16 protein-coding genes and 1 CRISPR repeat array are annotated in these 17044 nt (G+C 39.7%); of the genes, 4 read left to right on the top strand and 12 right to left on the bottom strand.

Annotated elements, in window-relative coordinates:
- Positions 1 to 344 precede the first annotated feature (344 nt).
- The 4 genes from M5U24_RS01850 (at position 345) to M5U24_RS01835 (ending at position 5528) form a co-directional block, all read left to right on the top strand.
- Positions 345 to 1619 (top strand): hypothetical protein, encoded by a 1275-nt coding sequence (locus tag M5U24_RS01850; protein WP_298201401.1) that lies wholly within the window; start codon positions 345 to 347, stop codon positions 1617 to 1619.
- A gap of 140 nt (positions 1620 to 1759) precedes the next feature.
- Positions 1760 to 3235: a PA14 domain-containing protein gene (locus M5U24_RS01845; protein ID WP_298201399.1), complete on the top strand. Its 1476-nt coding sequence runs from the start codon at positions 1760 to 1762 to the stop codon at positions 3233 to 3235.
- A gap of 42 nt (positions 3236 to 3277) precedes the next feature.
- Entirely contained in the window at positions 3278 to 3526 is a 249-nt protein-coding gene (locus M5U24_RS01840; protein ID WP_298201397.1) for a hypothetical protein, read from the top strand.
- Between the two features lie 7 nt (positions 3527 to 3533).
- Positions 3534 to 5528 carry a flippase activity-associated protein Agl23 gene (locus tag M5U24_RS01835; protein ID WP_099323883.1) on the top strand — a complete coding sequence of 665 codons (1995 nt, stop codon included), beginning with the start codon at positions 3534 to 3536 and terminating at the stop codon, positions 5526 to 5528.
- Positions 5529 to 5669: 141 nt separating this feature from the next.
- On the opposite strand, the gene M5U24_RS01830 is transcribed toward M5U24_RS01835, so the two are convergent.
- The 12 genes from M5U24_RS01830 to M5U24_RS01775 all read right to left on the bottom strand — a co-directional run.
- Positions 5670 to 6404, bottom strand: coding sequence for a dolichyl-phosphate beta-glucosyltransferase (locus M5U24_RS01830; RefSeq protein WP_157820322.1), 735 nt, complete (start codon positions 6402 to 6404; stop codon positions 5670 to 5672).
- Between the two features lie 166 nt (positions 6405 to 6570).
- The gene (locus tag M5U24_RS01825; protein ID WP_099323885.1) at positions 6571 to 7773 is read right to left on the bottom strand and encodes a type II secretion system F family protein; all 1203 of its coding nucleotides are present in this window, start codon (positions 7771 to 7773) and stop codon (positions 6571 to 6573) included.
- 165 nt (positions 7774 to 7938) lie between these two features.
- A complete protein-coding gene (locus M5U24_RS01820) occupies positions 7939 to 8568 on the bottom strand; it encodes a hypothetical protein (RefSeq protein WP_099323886.1) in 630 nt (209 codons plus the stop codon).
- 461 nt (positions 8569 to 9029) lie between these two features.
- Positions 9030 to 11920: a CRISPR direct-repeat array (repeat unit 29 nt; unit sequence GTTTCAATTCCTTATAGGTGCAATGAGAC).
- A gap of 314 nt (positions 11921 to 12234) precedes the next feature.
- Complete coding sequence (gene cas2, locus M5U24_RS01815) at positions 12235 to 12501, bottom strand: CRISPR-associated endonuclease Cas2 (RefSeq protein WP_099323890.1); 267 nt, start codon at positions 12499 to 12501, stop codon at positions 12235 to 12237.
- A gap of 2 nt (positions 12502 to 12503) precedes the next feature.
- Entirely contained in the window at positions 12504 to 12686 is a 183-nt protein-coding gene (locus tag M5U24_RS01810) for a hypothetical protein (RefSeq protein WP_157820323.1), read from the bottom strand.
- Positions 12680 to 13672, bottom strand: coding sequence for a type I-B CRISPR-associated endonuclease Cas1b (cas1b, locus tag M5U24_RS01805; protein ID WP_099323891.1), 993 nt, complete (start codon positions 13670 to 13672; stop codon positions 12680 to 12682). The genes M5U24_RS01810 and cas1b overlap by 7 nt, the downstream gene beginning before the upstream one ends.
- Positions 13673 to 13779: 107 nt before the next feature.
- The gene (gene cas4, locus M5U24_RS01800) at positions 13780 to 14292 is read right to left on the bottom strand and encodes a CRISPR-associated protein Cas4 (protein ID WP_169702847.1); all 513 of its coding nucleotides are present in this window, start codon (positions 14290 to 14292) and stop codon (positions 13780 to 13782) included.
- A gap of 13 nt (positions 14293 to 14305) precedes the next feature.
- Positions 14306 to 14695, bottom strand: coding sequence for a type II toxin-antitoxin system death-on-curing family toxin (locus tag M5U24_RS01795; protein WP_197705310.1), 390 nt, complete (start codon positions 14693 to 14695; stop codon positions 14306 to 14308).
- Complete coding sequence (locus tag M5U24_RS01790) at positions 14692 to 14919, bottom strand: AbrB family transcriptional regulator (RefSeq protein WP_099323892.1); 228 nt, start codon at positions 14917 to 14919, stop codon at positions 14692 to 14694. The genes M5U24_RS01795 and M5U24_RS01790 overlap by 4 nt, the downstream gene beginning before the upstream one ends.
- Before the next feature lie 391 nt (positions 14920 to 15310).
- Complete coding sequence (locus M5U24_RS01785; protein ID WP_157820324.1) at positions 15311 to 16072, bottom strand: hypothetical protein; 762 nt, start codon at positions 16070 to 16072, stop codon at positions 15311 to 15313.
- 1 nt (position 16073) lies between these two features.
- Entirely contained in the window at positions 16074 to 16709 is a 636-nt protein-coding gene (locus tag M5U24_RS01780; RefSeq protein ID WP_298201456.1) for a hypothetical protein, read from the bottom strand.
- Positions 16710 to 16824: 115 nt separating this feature from the next.
- A partial coding sequence (locus tag M5U24_RS01775) for a hypothetical protein (RefSeq protein WP_298201394.1) occupies positions 16825 to 17044 on the bottom strand: 220 nt, incomplete at its 5' end.

The raw sequence follows: 17044 nt of genomic DNA, 5'->3' as shown, positions 1-17044 counted from the left end.
ATTCTAATGACAAAATGATTTGAAATTCTAAACAAGTGCATCTTTCGTATCTCGCGTTTCATGTTTCATATTTCATGTTTCATATTGTTGCCTGCCTGTGCGTGATCGCACGCAGAGGGATGTTTTGGATTTGTTTTGGATTTTATGCTTTGTTATTCGAATTTGTTTCGTATTTCGTATTTTTTATTTCCTGCTTGTTTGGTTCCGGCTATGCCAGCTTATGCTTAACTTGTTAGCGTCTTTTGCGGCAATGCCTCTTTCCGGAAAACACCGTAGTTCTCCCCTTTAAAAATTTATTGCTTAATCTGAATTTCTATTGTATGTTAACCTGTTTCTACTTTTGATTGAATAGTAAATTAAGTAATTATCATTCTTCACTACACGACCTTATGATACTTGCCGTTATCTTTATAATTGTCTCCGTCATAACGGGTTTTCTGGTTACCTACTTTCTGGCAGCAAAATATTCCCTTTTTGAAAGGGGCGCATATGGAATTGCCATAGGGTTAGGTTTGCAAACATGGCTCGTCTATCTATTCTCTTTAATCTGGAAGCTGCAATTTATATGTATCTATTTTTCCATAGCACTATCATTGTTATTTTGCATCTTATTTTTCATAATAAACCGTAGCGATATAAAACTAAAAATACTCTATGAAGCAACGGACATTAAAAAAGATTTTCTACTGAATAAAACGTCATATTTTGCACATATTGCCGTTTTTGCCTTTTTTACCGTGATCTTCTGCCGTCTGTTTTACCGCACCATTATATGGAAAGAAACCGGCATATATGTAGGTTTATCTAATAATTACGGCGACCTGCCTTTACACCTTGCGTACATTACCTCCTTTGCGTGGGGGGATAACGTTCCGCCTCTCGATCCGGTTTTTGCAGGCAAAAAACTAACCTACCCCATTTTGTCTGATTTCTTATCGGCTATTTTCCTAAAATCAGGCCTAAATTTCAGAAATATACTATTCATACCAGGTTTTCTATTAACCATTTCCTTTTACGGCATTCTTTACTATTTTACATATCGCATAACGAAAAAAAGACTCGCCGCAACCCTTTCCACTTTTATTTTCTTTTTATCCGGCGGATTTGGTTTCTACTATTTCTTTCAGGACCTTGCGAACACCTCTGGCAGCCTATGGGAATTTCTCTCTAATTTACCGCAAAATTACACAAAAATCCCCCCATTAAATTATCACTGGATTACCCCGTTGACCTGTCTCAATGTACCCCAGCGGTCTTTCCTTTTCGGATTTCCATTTACTATGCTCATTTTTTTATTCCTCTACACCGGTATACAAAAGAAGCAATGGAAGGAGTTCTTATTTGCAGGTGTCGTTGCCGGGGCATTGCCGTTTTTCCACACCCATAGTTTTCTTGCCATGTTGATGGTAACAATACCATTAGGAATAATTTACTGGGACTGGCGAAAATGGTTTTTATTCTTTTTCCGGCTTTTATACTCTCACTTCCGCAGGTATGGTATTTTTCCAGTCATGTCGACAGTGAACGTTTCTTTAAATTTCAATTCGGATGGATGGCGGGGGATGAAAATTTCCTGTGGTTCTGGATCAAAAACACGAGCCTATTCTGGTTTTTTGTAATCGGCGGGGGCGTCCTCTTCTTTTTAAAACAAAACACTACTGCTTTAAGCCGTTTAAAATATTTTCCGCTCACATTTCTGATACTTTTTTTAATACCAAACATCCTCCTATTTGCCCCGTGGGCATGGGACAATATAAAAATGCTTATTTACTGGTACCTTGGTGTTACCCCTTTGGCGGCGCTAGCATTGACGTATCTCTATGAAAACAAACGTTTGAAGATCCTTTCAAGAACCGTTTTTTTCCTTTCCGCGTTTTCCCTCATTGCCGCCGGTTTTATCGATGTTTTTAAATTTGCCATAGCCCCTATAAATGGCTGGAAGGAATTCAGCACGGAAGAAATAGAACTTGCCAAACAGATTGTCAATGAAACTCCTGCCGACGCAATTTTTCTCAACGCAACGGTGCATAACCACCCGGTATTTTTAACTGGACGAAAGTCCCTTATGGGGTTTCCGGGCCATGTTTGGAGTCATGGACACAGCGGTGGCAGGGAACGGGAAGTCGATATTAATGCAATGTTGAGGGGAAAACCCAATGCCATTTCACTTATTAACAAATACAAAACCGATTATGCGATTATTGGTCATCATGAAAAAAGAAAATATGCAAACAAGGATTTTTTCAAAAAGAATTATACCTGTATTATCAGTACACGAAGCTATCAGGTGTTTGATCTTAACAAGAAAATCACCCCTGATCTTACTTCTGATATAGCAGCCAAAAAAAACGGTTTGTCGGTGCGATATTATGACAACGAAGATTGGAGAGGCGCCCCTGTTTTTGAAGAAATTACTGCTGATATCAATTTCAACTGGGCAAATGATGATGATAAATTTGTGCCAAGCCCCTTTAGCATTGTATACGAAGGATACATTATCATTAAAAATACCGGTCAATATACCTTTACATTGGCATCGGACGACGGTTCATGGCTTTATATAAATGAAAATCTCCTTATTGACAATGGTGGCGTCCATAGGGTGCAATCAAAATCCGAAACTATTACACTGAAAAAAGGCGTCCACAAAATGGTCATAAAATATTTTGATAAAGGAGGCGGGGCGGTTTTAAAACTTACATGGAAACCTCTCTCCAGGGGGAGGGAATCCGTTATCCCCGCACGGGCTTTACTTCCCCAAAAGCCTTTGAACACCCTAAAAAACCGGCAAAATGGGCTGTCAGTTAAATACTATGATACTATAGAGTGGCACGGCGAACCCATTTACGAAGATATTGACACTGAAATTGAATTTGATTGGCCGAATAATAGTGTAAAGGTTTTTAACAGCCCATTTGGTATTATCTGGGAAGGGTTTATTGATATCGATACTGCTGATACTTATACATTCGTGTTATTCTCAGATGACGGCTCATGGCTTTACATTAACGATGCATTGATAATTGACAACGGCGGTTCCCATATGGTACGGGAAAAATCCGGCTCTGTTTTTCTCGAAAAAGGCAAACACAAAATTAAGATTAAGTATTTCGATGAAAAAGGCGGAGCGGTGTTCAGACTGTTGTGGAAGAATTCTGACGGCAGTGTGGTAAAAATACCTGTAGAAAGATTTTCAGTTCATGAAAATGAATCATCCGAAGCGAACGAAATGTAACAATTGTTTATAAATTAGCTAATGGCTCATGGCTCATGGCTCATGGCTTATGGCTCATGGTTCATGGCTCATGGTTCATCTCATTCTGGCTTTGCTCTGCTTATGGCTCATGGTTCTGGCTCTGGTCATGTCATGCTCTCCCTTATCTCATGGTTCATGGCTCATGGCTCATGGCTCATGGCTCATAGCTCATGGCAGCAATCAGCTATCAGCAATCAGCTATCAGCTATCAGCTATCAGCAATCAGCTATCAGCTATAATTTGGTAGATCGTTTCTTTAAATTACTATAAAACATCCATGAAAAAACAAACCATACCATTACTCATTGCTTTTTTTGTGCCTGTCGTTATCGCATCGCTCTTCCGTTTTTGGGATTTGGATATTCGTCCGCTACATTCCGACGAAGGAGTGAATAGTTTTTTCCTGCGGAATCTGTTTGAGAGGAATCAATATCGTTACGACCCAGCAAACTATCATGGCCCTTTCCTCTACTACATTGGGCTGATCCCTTTTTATGTATTAGGCCAAACAGATTTCTCGTTCCGGCTTATGCCAGTTTTATTTGGGATTATGGTTGTGGCCTCACTTTATCCTTTACGAAAAAGAATGGGGAACATTGGCCTGCTCACTGCCGGGTTACTCATTGCCATCTCTCCCTCTAATTCTTTTTTCTCGAGAGATACTATCCACGAAACATATTTTATATTTTTTACACTGACAACTGTCGTCTCATTCTTTCTCTATTCGGAAACAAGAAAATCCAGATATATCTATTTCGCCGCATCAAGCATCGCTTTTATCATTACCATAAAAGAAACCTACATAATCACATTTACCGTATTTATCATATCATTAGTCTGCGCATATGGTTATGAAGTATTGCTTTTTCACCGAGGTACGAGAATCAAATGTATAAAACATATTTTTAGTGTTTTTGCGAATACCTGCAGACAAAAATGGCGCGTAATCTGTATCTGCATCGGCCTGTTTCTGTTCATTAATTTTTTATTTTATTCATCGTTTTTCACTTACTACGACGGCGTAAAAGGCATTTTGACTACGTTAAAGATATGGACAAAAACCGGCACTCATTCGGCAGGCGGCCATGCAAAACCCTTCTTTTATTATTTTAAATTACTCTATAAATTTGAGCTTCCCATGCTGGTTATGGGAATTGCCGGGATGTACTATTCATTCAGATACAGAAACAGATTCGCCATTTTTACCTCCGTATGGGCGGTACTTATCTATGTCATTTACTCATGCATACCATACAAAACTCCCTGGTTGATCATAAATCTTACCCTTCCGATTGCAATCTTATCCGGCATTTTTATAAATGGATTATTTAAAATTATCACACGCAAATGGCATTACGCAATTTTCTTCGCGCTATACACCGGTGTTTTTTGTTTCTTCTGCTATCAATCTATCATGCTAAACTTTGTAAATTATGATGATGAGCGATACGAGCTTGTGTATGTTCAGACAAAAAGAGATGTTTATAATTTAATAGACCGGTTAGAAACGCTTTCAGGCATATGCGGGAAGGACATGGAGATAAACATCGTTTCAAAGGATTACTGGCCGCTACCCTGGTATCTCAGGGAGTACAAACACGCAAATTTCTGGGGAAAAGTGATAGATAATCCCAACGCACCCGTTATTTTAGCGGATAAAAAGGGAGAGAGTGATTTAAAGGGAAAACTAAAGGGAAATTACAAAAACGAACGGTTTGTTTTACGTCCGGGCGTATGGATCACCGCCTACATACAACAAGGATTGTATGATAGTGCCTTTGCTCATGAAACCGGGAGAGAAACATCTACGCGATTGCCTTTGAACGTCTCCGCAGAGGAGCTTGATCCGGGATTAAAGGCTCTGTACTACTATAACATTGAATGCATTGGAAAACCTTTTTCCTCGTCCATTGAAAAAGACTCTATTTCTTTCACGTATAATGATGAGACCAAAAAACCCTACCGGTCTCCTTTTGGAATAGCATGGGAAGGCTATCTGCATATTCAAAAAAGCGGGGTTTATCAATTTGCCACAAGGTCAGACGACGGGTCTTTTGTCTACCTTGATGAAAACCTTGTGGTAGATAATGGAGAGCCGCATGCAGTGCGGTATATTTCGGGAACGACGTTCCTCGAAGAAGGGTATCATGCTATCAGGATTCAATATTTTGATATTGGAGGCGGGGCCATTATGGCGTTATTATGGAAACCGCCTGGCGGGCAAGAAACGTTGATTCCAGGCGATATATTCTTTCACAAAAAACCGGATTAGCGTAACACTTTGTATTTTTAAAAAATTTCAATAATCGCAAGGTAGGGACGAAGCATTTGCCGTAAATTGTCATAAAGGCGTTCACGCCCAAACGGGCAAATGCTTCGCCTCTACCTTTTCAAAAATACAAAGTGTTGCAGACTAGCCGTAATAGCCTTTCAAATCATTTATTTTTATCACTATAATATCCTTAAGCATTTGCAATGAATGCCTTACAGGACTTACCTTGCTTAGCGTGGAATTCCGCCATTTGATCGGTATTTCTTTCATCTTAAAATGAAATTTGTTGGAAAGATAGAGCGCCTCAACATCAAATGCAAACCCGGTTATTCTGCACTTTTCAAAGACCTTTCTCACTGCGTCTCTTTTAAACCCCTTAAATCCGCATTGCGTATCTACCACCCCCCCCATTAATAGCCACCGGATAATACAATTAAAGATTTTGCCCATCTTTTCCCTGTACCATGGCTGATGTATTATTATATCCGCTCCAAAAATGCTTCTCGACCCGATAATCACATCATAGCCTTCTGTTTTAAGATAGGGCAAACATTTATCAATCTCTTCTATTGGCGTAGAGAGATCGGCATCGGTAAAAAAAACATACTCGCCATTTGCCGCCAGCATACCCCTTTTTACAGAATAACCTTTACCCTTGTTTTTCTTATTTTTCAAAAGGATTATGCCACTCTTGTTTGCATGTGAAAATTCGTTTATCTTTTTTATGGTATTATCAACAGAACCATCATCCACCACAATAAGTTCAGAATGATACTCCTGTTTAGAAAGGAAGGCACAAACACTTTCCAGGGTAGGTAAGATTCTATCCTCTTCATTATAAGCGGGGATTATTATCGACAGGAAGCATTCTTTCATTATAACCATTCACAGAGAGGGTTAAGAGACTTGGAATTTTTTATTATACCGTAGCACTTGGCAGTCGGCAGATTGCAGATTACAGATTGTGGACCGGGAAGTACAGTATTCCACATTAATAAAGGGAGCAAGGGAGTTGTTTACCGCAACTTATTGAGAAGGTACCTTAGAACTTCATATCATTTACACTAAGAATTGCGGTAAGCATAGAGATAACAATAACACCAATGACTGCCCCCATGAGCAATATAAGCACAGGCTCCACCATCGTCACGAGACGTTTCATCCGGCCTTCTACATCCGCATCAAAATTGTCCGCAACCTTAAGAAGCATCCGGTCCAGTTTCCCTGTTTCTTCACCTACCTTGAGCAAATGGATTGCAATTTCCGGCAGAAAACCTCTCTCCGCAAGTGAAACGGTAATACCTGCGCCTTCTTTTACATTTGTCTTAACACCGACGAGTATCTCAGAAAGATGCTTATTTGACAAAACATCTTTGACAATATCTAAAGACTTCAGCAACGGAACACCGTTTTCTAACAATGTACCCATCGTTCTCGCGAACCTGGATATCTGCATTTTCCATAACAGATTTCCCATGAGAGGCAATTTCAATTTTTTCTGATCTATTTTGGCAGCAGTAGTATTATCCTTCATCGCCCTTTTATATATGAAAAATAACGCCATAATCACCGCAATAAAAATCCAGCCATATTTTATACCATATTGGCTCATTCCCATAAGTACCATTGTTGAGAATGGCAGTGAAATGCCCATCCCTTCGAAGATTTGAGAAAATTTAGGGATAACATAAACAATGAGAGCCCCAATCGACAAGAGACCTGTACTGCTTAACAACAAAGGGTAAATCATTGCCGAGATAATTTCACCTTTTGTTTTCTGCAATTTTTCCTGAAAATCACCCAATCTTTTCAAAACCTGCGGCAAGACGCCCCCTTCTTCTCCCGCACGCACCATGCTGATGTAAATACTGGAAAATAATTTTTCATGATTTTTGAGCGCCTCTGTGAATGACTTTCCCGACTTAATCCCATTCAACAAATCTTCAATAACACTCTTCATTGCATTTTTTCCCTGTCCCGACAACAAAATAGACAGGCTTTTATCAATTGGAATGCCGCCTTCAAGCAGCGTTGCCAATTCCTGCGTAAACGGTAAAACAGCCTTTTTACTTACCCGTTTAAAAAATAATTCAAATTTTTTTCCCTTGTTTATCTGATGTATATTTAAAATAATATGCCCTGACTTACGGAGGTCGCTTATTAAGCTTGTTTTGTTTTCGGCCTCTTTTTCGCCTTCTACTATATTGCTGGAGCTGGTTAATAATTTATATCTGAATGTACTCATCACTATTTATTTTCATAACAATTTAGTTTTTTTAAAAAGTAGGGGCGAAACATTTGCCAGTTTAGGTATGAACGCATTTATGACAATTTATAACAAATGCTTCGCCCCTACACTATGCAGCAAGCATCTCTATTATTGGAATTTTTCAAAAAACTAAATTTTTATTTATTTTCTAATGTTTGCCCTCATGACAACAACATGCTCCTGTCCATACCAATCGAGCTTAATCCTGTCTTTCTCAATATTCTTTACCTTGTAGTCAACAATCGACTCCCCTTCTTCTATAAAAATATAAGCACTTTTATTTTTTTCACGATCAGGATTGAGTATCAGTGCCTTTTTCACATCACCGAGTATTAAAATACCAAACAGCTTAATCGGTTTTGGGTTGCCTTTTGGTTTTTGTTCTTCAACTTTCGGTATGGGTTCTTCTTTTTTAGGCAAGGGATCTCTCTTTGCGGTTGCGGTTTTGATTTTTTTTTCTGAGGGCCTCCAATCACTGCGGTCCTGAGAAAATGGATTATTCGACAATAGCGTTTCATAATCATCAATCGTTTTTTTATCCTTGTCGAGAAACGTCAGTTGTTTTTTATTGTCGGGAGCCTTTTCAATAAAATCACTCCTTTTTATCGTATCCTCAGGAGGTTTATATACCAAAAGCACACTTATGCCAACCATGCCTAAAAAGCTGACAAGCAATATGAGGTTTATTACCGGTAAATAATTCTTCCAGCGCCTCAGCTTTTCAGTAAGGATTTTGGCAATTATTTGTAAATAGTGCGTATTTATTTTCAAGGTTTTTAATGTGTCTTAAGATTTTTTAAATACTTACGAAACATCTTTATTCTAACAGCGCATTCAGGCTTTTCAAGGCATTCTCGTTTTTGCCTCTTTTGATAATTCAGTTTCGCTTTGTTTGTGATGAACTTTTGGTTTGAAACGAAAATAAAACAATACCATATGCATAATACACAATTTTGCATTTTACCGCACCATACCCTTCAACAAAAAGGGGGAAAAAATGTTGGCAACGGCTATAAATGGTATTATTAAAACACAGGACAGGAACTCTGGCGCACTACAGCCGTTGCCATTATTACGTTTATAGACATAGCGGCACCGTCAAGTTGAGAAAATAGACATCTTAAACAACTGGTTCAATGAGACGCGACATTAGTTTTTTCCCTTATTCTTGACATCCATGTTTCAATAATGAGACGGGAATATTTCTCGTTTAGATTACTGTATTGATGTTAGTTTCAATTCCTTATAGGTGCAATGAGACGATTGCGGCTCGTATCACGAACACTTTGAATCCCGTGTATGTGGTTTCAATTCCTTATAGGTGCAATGAGACACTTTCATTGCGGCAGTGCCTAGAACACAATGTGTTGTGGTTTCAATTCCTTATAGGTGCAATGAGACATTTCTGGGAAACAAGATTTAGAATGGTTTTTAAAGTTTCAATTCCTTATAGGTGCAATGAGACGCAAAGAGACTCAGGCTCTAAGCCGGCTTATTTTTCGTTTCAATTCCTTATAGGTGCAATGAGACGGAGTTTAAGCGCGACCGACACATCAACTTTTTGATCGTTTCAATTCCTTATAGGTGCAATGAGACGTCGAAATTGTCCCCATGTCAAGGGCGTTGATACCGACGTTTCAATTCCTTATAGGTGCAATGAGACGACGAAGGCGGGGAACAGTGTATTGAGCATAACTAGTTTCAATTCCTTATAGGTGCAATGAGACGACTTATTACTGGAATTCCCCCGTGCGTATGGATTTCGTTTCAATTCCTTATAGGTGCAATGAGACTTGAAACAGATTTTATTAAATTGCCTGTAGCAAGTACGTTTCAATTCCTTATAGGTGCAATGAGACGATGAACATTTCGTAAGTATGGATGAAATTAAAAGGGGTTTCAATTCCTTATAGGTGCAATGAGACCGGTAATACGGGGGCTATTTTTACTTATAGACCGTTTCAATTCCTTATAGGTGCAATGAGACATCAGTATAACTAGCAGCATCACCGCCACCAGACAAGTTTCAATTCCTTATAGGTGCAATGAGACCCCTAATTCCAACATTTTATTTTACCTCCTAAAATTTGTTTCAATTCCTTATAGGTGCAATGAGACGCCGCAAAAGACGGTAAGGCTGTTTACTATCACAGGTTTCAATTCCTTATAGGTGCAATGAGACGCCGCAGATCATCAGGCTTTACTGATACTCCATAGCTGTTTCAATTCCTTATAGGTGCAATGAGACTACCGGAACGCCGACAACAAGCGAAGGGCATCTGTTGTTTCAATTCCTTATAGGTGCAATGAGACACGCAATCAATTACCGGCATTACAGGAGATATATATGTTTCAATTCCTTATAGGTGCAATGAGACGAACGACATCTGATCTATATCGCCTCGCTTTATTGGTTTCAATTCCTTATAGGTGCAATGAGACCTGAACAAAGGTGGAAGTATTTTGAACACAAAATCGTTTCAATTCCTTATAGGTGCAATGAGACTGCGCCCAAAACGTATGGCGGTATGGGTAGTTTTTTGTTTCAATTCCTTATAGGTGCAATGAGACTATTCACATTGACAAAAAAAAAAGATTAGTGTATTTTGTTTCAATTCCTTATAGGTGCAATGAGACTCGAAGAAATTTTTACAGCTTCTGTGAGGTAAAAGTTTCAATTCCTTATAGGTGCAATGAGACGCATGCGTACAGATGGCACAACTATACTAGAAAAGTGTTTCAATTCCTTATAGGTGCAATGAGACCAAGCAGGTATAGTGCGTATGCAGTAGGGAGGCAAGTTTCAATTCCTTATAGGTGCAATGAGACCACTTTGTAACAGTGTTATATCAATGTTATAACACAGTTTCAATTCCTTATAGGTGCAATGAGACCACTATTGCGCGTAAGCAGGCCGAAACGATAACACAAGTTTCAATTCCTTATAGGTGCAATGAGACGTCGTCTGTTTTTTTGCATCCGCAATAGTCTCATAATGTTTCAATTCCTTATAGGTGCAATGAGACGCGTTCTAATGTCTCCCTTATCCGCGCATATTCAGTTTCAATTCCTTATAGGTGCAATGAGACTTCGCCTCCTTAATGTTCGTAAACCGCCCAAAAACGGTTTCAATTCCTTATAGGTGCAATGAGACTCGAGCAATTTCTGCCGTTCTGCTTCGGCTTTGGCGGGTTTCAATTCCTTATAGGTGCAATGAGACTGTTTGGCTGTGGACAACACACAAGTTTTTACCTAGTTTCAATTCCTTATAGGTGCAATGAGACATGATAACAAGAGGACTGTCAAGGCAGGGAATAAGTTTCAATTCCTTATAGGTGCAATGAGACGTTGAATTAGAACAGAATGCGACAGAAGTTGGCTAGTTTCAATTCCTTATAGGTGCAATGAGACACGTGGAATATTCATAGTTTTAACCTTCTTGAAGTAGTTTCAATTCCTTATAGGTGCAATGAGACACATCGCGATGTAATTACCAGCCCCAGCCATTCAAGTTTCAATTCCTTATAGGTGCAATGAGACGGGATGCAGTCCGTGAAGTTACACTCGGCTTAATTCGGTTTCAATTCCTTATAGGTGCAATGAGACGCGTTTTAGAACCTGCGCCATTCTGATTTTTTTAACGTTTCAATTCCTTATAGGTGCAATGAGACAAAACAATAACACTGATATAACACTTTATAACAAGTTTCAATTCCTTATAGGTGCAATGAGACGCGGCTGCGATAGCAATACAGGCAGGAATAGGATTTGTTTCAATTCCTTATAGGTGCAATGAGACGAGGATATAACAAGTAATTTGCCTTTGTCTACTGGGTTTCAATTCCTTATAGGTGCAATGAGACCGCCATCTGCGATGAATAGATATAACCCTACTCCCGGTTTCAATTCCTTATAGGTGCAATGAGACGTGGGGCGGCTTGGTTTGAGCGGAAACGAAAAGAGTTTCAATTCCTTATAGGTGCAATGAGACAACGTGGACAACTAAACTTGCAGCGTTCCGAACTGAGTTTCAATTCCTTATAGGTGCAATGAGACATTCGAGAATCGGGTGTAGGGCATTTATCACGGATCGTGTTTCAATTCCTTATAGGTGCAATGAGACCAGTTTTGTGGGTACAAATAATACAGAGACTTATGACTTTTTTTCGTATGAAAAATGGCCATTTTGCTCGTCTACCTCTCATTATGTAAAAAACCCGGCAGGTCGACATGTAGTACTTAAACTGTCATCTCATGACGGGATAACCTTCATTTCAATGTATCTAAATAGACCTGCAGAGACGTACGAACAGGTATTTACCCTAAGGTCGACAGGTTTTTTTATAATATTTAGCCATCACGAAACACTTACTTATCCAAACAATGAAATACTTTTGTCGTATCATTGTATTCCAACAGTCAAAGCAAACCTAATAGTCATAATATATTATCAACCGGTCTTTTGTCAAATCCAACAATCTCTTTATCCAGCCATTTTTCATTTCTTGATTTGAATACAATGAGTGAGTCCTTATCCTCCTCGTTCATGATCTTCTTTGCCTTTATCTTCAATTCTTCCAGTCTGGCTTCGGTAATTTCTCCCTCAAACACAGAATTTTGTATATGATGGAGGTAACCCCTGCAAAGCTTTAGCATCTTCGTGCATCGTTTCTGGTCCACATCGTACACAACAACAACGTACATTGTTAATCTCTCCGTTCAAACAGATGAAACCGTTCAAGCCGGTTAAAGCCGTTTAAACCGCTTAAACCGTTTAAACCGTTTAAACCGCTTAAACCACTTAAACCGCTTAAACCACTTAAACCGCTTAAACCGCTTAAACCGCTTAAACCGCTTAAACCGTTCGAACGGTTATGAAAATTCACCACCAGATCTTAAATCCCTCATACCCTTGCTCACCAATCAGGTGTTTAACCAATTTATAACATTCCAGTCTTATAAGATACCGGTAAGAGACCTGCCTCTCAAGTTTCTTATGGCTGATAATTGTCTTCAGTTTCTCATCATATTCTTTAACAACGGTCTTTCTTCCCTTCTCATTAAGGTAACAGCAATTAACATCTGTCATAAAATCCTTCTCCGTAATCTGATGTCTGTTAAGTATGGTAAATATGGTTCTGTCGCTGAAAATAGGCTTAAAAACCTCCGCCATGTCGAGACTCAGGGAAAACCTCCGTTCACCCGGTTCATGGAGATAAGAGATCAGGGGATTTAACTGCGTATGGTATATTTCACCCAGACATGTCGTATAGACCATCGAGTTTAGATACGAGATCAAGGCATTAATCATATTGTCCGGAGGCTGCTTTACCCTGCGTTCAAATGCTATCTCCTGGTCAATAATGGTGGGCCACGCCTTGTAATACGTATTTCGGATGTTTCCTTCTATTCCCATCAACTCCTCCACGACCTCTGTTTTTTCGATCTGTGACCTGAAGCCTTCAATCGTACTGATATATTCATCCACTCCTTTTCCCCTGTTGCCATAATATCTCAGGTTCTTCAGGATATTGAAACTCGCTGCTTCGATAAACGCCCTTGCCAGGACAATTCTCTTCTGACGGCTCGTATAGTGGTTCACCTGCTTCACCAGGAGTTGCCCGGAGTTTAAGTATTCCCGCGGATAATAGCTGCCGGAATAATAACCATAGTAGTTGAATACATGCACCGGTATGCCTTTCTGCGCAAGATAATTAAAGAGTTTCGTATTGAAGTCAATCTCACCGAAAGCATAGAGGGCTTCTGTGTTCTCAATGGGTATTACGGCCTTAGAACCGTCTTCCTTTTCAAAGAAGATGGTATTTTCCTGTCGTTTCAAACGGCCGTTGTTAAAGATGTAATAGTTCTGTTTCATAGTTTTAAAAATAGTTTAAGCCGTTCAAACAGTTTCAACCGTTCAAGCAGAAAAACCATATCGGTTTAAACAGTTTGAACGGCTTAATCGGCGTAGATTGTTCTTTATTACACCCAGCACATATCCCCATAACTACAATTCTTGCACATCTTCATCCTTTGTATCGGCGGAGGTAATTCGGCTTCTACAAGCACTTTGATTTCGCTTACTATTGCATGAATCTTCTCATCATCTCCCGGTTCCAAAAACACGTCCAGGGTCTTTCTGAGCTTTGGATAATTAATTTTACCCGTAATGCCTTCTACGCCCTTCTGTTTCAGATACCAGAGGTAATACTTCAACTGCCAGATATGCGGCTCTTCCACCTTGTCCGACTTCTTTACCTCGTGAATGACCCTGTCTTTCCCGATGAAATCAATCTTGATAGTGCCGTCAATCTCGATCTCCTTATTCTCCCGTTCGTACGATGTCTCGTGGATCAGCTTACCGAGGTAGACCGCATCGCTGTTGTGCTCCATTTCAATATTTTTGGTAAAATACCAGAGCTTCTTCCTGCAGAGGAAGTAATAGTTAATCTGGGTGCCGGTGAAGCGGATAGATGTTTGTTCTGTAGTGTTCATTATTTATATCCATTCATTCTTTCAATTTTCTCAATATACTGGCAAACTCACTTTTGTTAAGCTTTCCCGTTGAAAGGTCCAGCATAGCATCGTAGAGTTTCCCCTGAGAATCTGAAATGCTGATTCCATTAAGTTCGGGAAAAACCAGCGCAGATACCAGAGCGGTTCGCTTATTACCGTCAACAAAAGGATGGTTTTTACTGATGTGAAATGCATAAGCCACTGCCATTTCACAAATATCGTTATGCAAGTACTCACCATGAAAAGATGCGTGGGGCATTGCAATAGCTGAAGATAAGAGGTTTATATCCCTTATCCCCGGCAATCCTCCATACAATCTCATCTGATTGCTATGTATATCAATGACTTCGGCAAGGGTCAGAAAAAGGATATCTTTCATCATTCAGCCAGCTTCTTAAGTGTTTTTTCGTGTTTTTTATTTATTTTCACTAAAGCCGCTCTAAACTTTTTATCTCTATCCTTGTCATGAACCGGAGAAATAATAAGATTTTTCCCGTCAGTGGTGATTTCAAGTGGTGTATTCATATCAACCTTGAGGATTTCCAGTATGGGTTTATCAATAATTAATGCTGCGCTGTTACCGTGTGGGACCAGATTTTTAAGCATATTACCTCCTGAAATGTAGCATTTTGTAAATTTTTAATGCCACTAAGACACCAGGCATCAAAGAAAATACTGATGACTTAGTGACTGTATAGCAACCTCGAATTTTCTTAACGTAAAATTATGTATATACATTGTACTACCATAATATACTTCGTTCAATATTTCTTCCTATTTCAGTGTCTCAAAATTATTTTTGACAGGATTCACGGGATAAGCAGGATATTTTAATCATGTTCATACTGTCCATCCCTGTTTTGTGAAATTCGTTTTTCTTAGTGTCCATTCGTGGCTAAACCCCTCGTCTTCAACTTTTGTATAGAGAAGATTCGTTGGTTCGTTGTCATTTAATCCTCCTCATCGGTGAGACGTACCAATTCATTTGTAATACCCCTCAAACAATTTTCTTATATTGTGTGAAATGTTTGCTGCTCTGGACAAAACTATAAGGAATAACTGTTTTTACCAATATTCGATGTTCACCAAGCTTAACTGTCCCTGAGCCATAAGTACTTATACGATCAAAACCATCTTTGGCCTTACACAATACTTCCCCAAAATCATCCAGGTATTGAACCCATTGAAACTTACCGGTCAACAATCGCTCCTCCGGCTGTGGAAGTGTGTATCCTTCGGGAAGATTACCTTTGCAAATCGAATCCTTAATATATTGCCAGAAAGAGCCTCTCTTTCCTATGCAATTAATGTGACTACCTACCCTTCTTATCAAAGATACTGCATCTCCTGAAAGACCATTAATCCCTATCGCCACTTTCAGTTCAGCATCGGTATAAAAGCAAAACTCACGATAAGCAATGGTGGGAACATAGAAGCCTTTCGGGGCATCCCTTTCTTCCTGACGAATTTTTATAAAGGTATTCTGCACGATACAACCTGCCGGTGGGCTAAATCTTATTTCGCAGCCTTTAATAAGATCAAATACCTGCCGTGCCTTGATTTCGGCATTATTTTCATCAAAGCCCCTAAAGCAAGCATCAATCAAGGTCATCTTAAAAGCATAGGGAGTTGGAATCAAAAGGGTCTTTCCGCCCTTGCTTGTAGCATGGGTCATTCGAAGGGAAAAAAGGCTCACCGGTAAATAGCTTAGAATGAGCCATTTCCCTATTCCCCGGTCAATTAATTTTTCCTCAACCATGTTAGCCTCCATAAGGTTGAACCTTGCATATTATATCTGCCATTACCCCGCTAAATGCACCAAGCCCGTCAAATGGTGTAACTGCTATCGGGTCGCCGGTTGTGGTCCTATTCAGATTACCGGCAATCTTTTTTATCTCGTCTCGATAATTTGAATTCAGTCCGCTAAGAACGGGGGCAGGCAACGTGCTTGTAGATGTGGCTATAATGCCAGTGAAATCAAGGATATGCGGGTGTTGCGTATTGCGGTGCGCGCCGGTTGGTTTGATAAAGGTATTGAGCACACTCTTCAAAAGGGCTTTTATCCTGGCCTGCCTATCAATACCATCCACATAAGCAAGGGTAATATCATTCCGGCCAACTTTGTATAGGTCTATATTTGCAACTACTGCATATTGGCCGGAAGATGCGGGGCGATGAAAGATATTCTGCCCAAGATTTTCTCCGGCGCCGGAGCCTTTTCCACGGCCTTCAGGCACATATTTGGCGTGGAAGTATGATTCTGTCCGTGTGTTATCAGGACATCCCACAACCCAGCCAAACTCAATGGCTGACTTGCGGGAAATAGACCGTTTTTTTCCGCCTATTTCACTGGTAATTAAGATACCTTCTGCATCGTCAATGATGCACGTCTTGATTGCCTCAGAGAAAAGGATCCTTCGCTATCCTTCTTCGCGCCCGTATCTTGATTTAAAGTTATGACATCTTTCCGTAAATGTTTCATCACAATAAATCCTATTTGCATTGAAAATGTTACGCAGCCTTCGCATAAAGGAAGGTTAGCATTAATTTTGCCTCCATAAACAAATGTTCTGCCTGAATATGCTTGAACATGTCGCCTGAGACGGCGTTTACCGTATGATTCTTGCCTGTTGCATCCACAATTTCAACCATACGTGTCATCATGGTGTTGCCTTCGCTGCCTTCGTTGTTAAGGGCGTGCATGTTCATCGTTACAATGCCTGAAATACTT

Source organism: Candidatus Kuenenia sp. (assembly GCF_027493735.1).
Taxonomy (GTDB): domain Bacteria; phylum Planctomycetota; class Brocadiia; order Brocadiales; family Brocadiaceae; genus Kuenenia; species Kuenenia stuttgartiensis_A.
The sequence above is the reverse complement of the archived record's forward strand: the minus strand, read 5'-3'. Positions and strand labels throughout refer to the sequence as shown.

Bases quoted from the DNA above. Each gene is read 5' to 3' on its own strand.
- M5U24_RS01830 (WP_157820322.1), bottom strand. From the start codon at position 6,404: ATGAAAGAATGCTTCCTGTCGATAATAATCCCCGCTTATAATGAAGAG.
- M5U24_RS01835 (WP_099323883.1), top strand. From the start codon at position 3,534: ATGAAAAAACAAACCATACCATTACTCATTGCTTTTTTTGTGCCTGTC.
- M5U24_RS01825 (WP_099323885.1), bottom strand. From the start codon at position 7,773: ATGAGTACATTCAGATATAAATTATTAACCAGCTCCAGCAATATAGTA.
- cas4 (WP_169702847.1), bottom strand. From the start codon at position 14,292: ATGAACACTACAGAACAAACATCTATCCGCTTCACCGGCACCCAGATT.
- M5U24_RS01790 (WP_099323892.1), bottom strand. From the start codon at position 14,919: ATGCTTAAAAATCTGGTCCCACACGGTAACAGCGCAGCATTAATTATT.
- M5U24_RS01795 (WP_197705310.1), bottom strand. From the start codon at position 14,695: ATGATGAAAGATATCCTTTTTCTGACCCTTGCCGAAGTCATTGATATA.
- M5U24_RS01845 (WP_298201399.1), top strand. From the start codon at position 1,760: ATGCTTATTTACTGGTACCTTGGTGTTACCCCTTTGGCGGCGCTAGCA.
- M5U24_RS01840 (WP_298201397.1), top strand. From the start codon at position 3,278: ATGGCTTATGGCTCATGGTTCATGGCTCATGGTTCATCTCATTCTGGC.
- cas1b (WP_099323891.1), bottom strand. From the start codon at position 13,672: ATGAAACAGAACTATTACATCTTTAACAACGGCCGTTTGAAACGACAG.
- M5U24_RS01785 (WP_157820324.1), bottom strand. From the start codon at position 16,072: ATGGTTGAGGAAAAATTAATTGACCGGGGAATAGGGAAATGGCTCATT.
- cas2 (WP_099323890.1), bottom strand. From the start codon at position 12,501: ATGTACGTTGTTGTTGTGTACGATGTGGACCAGAAACGATGCACGAAG.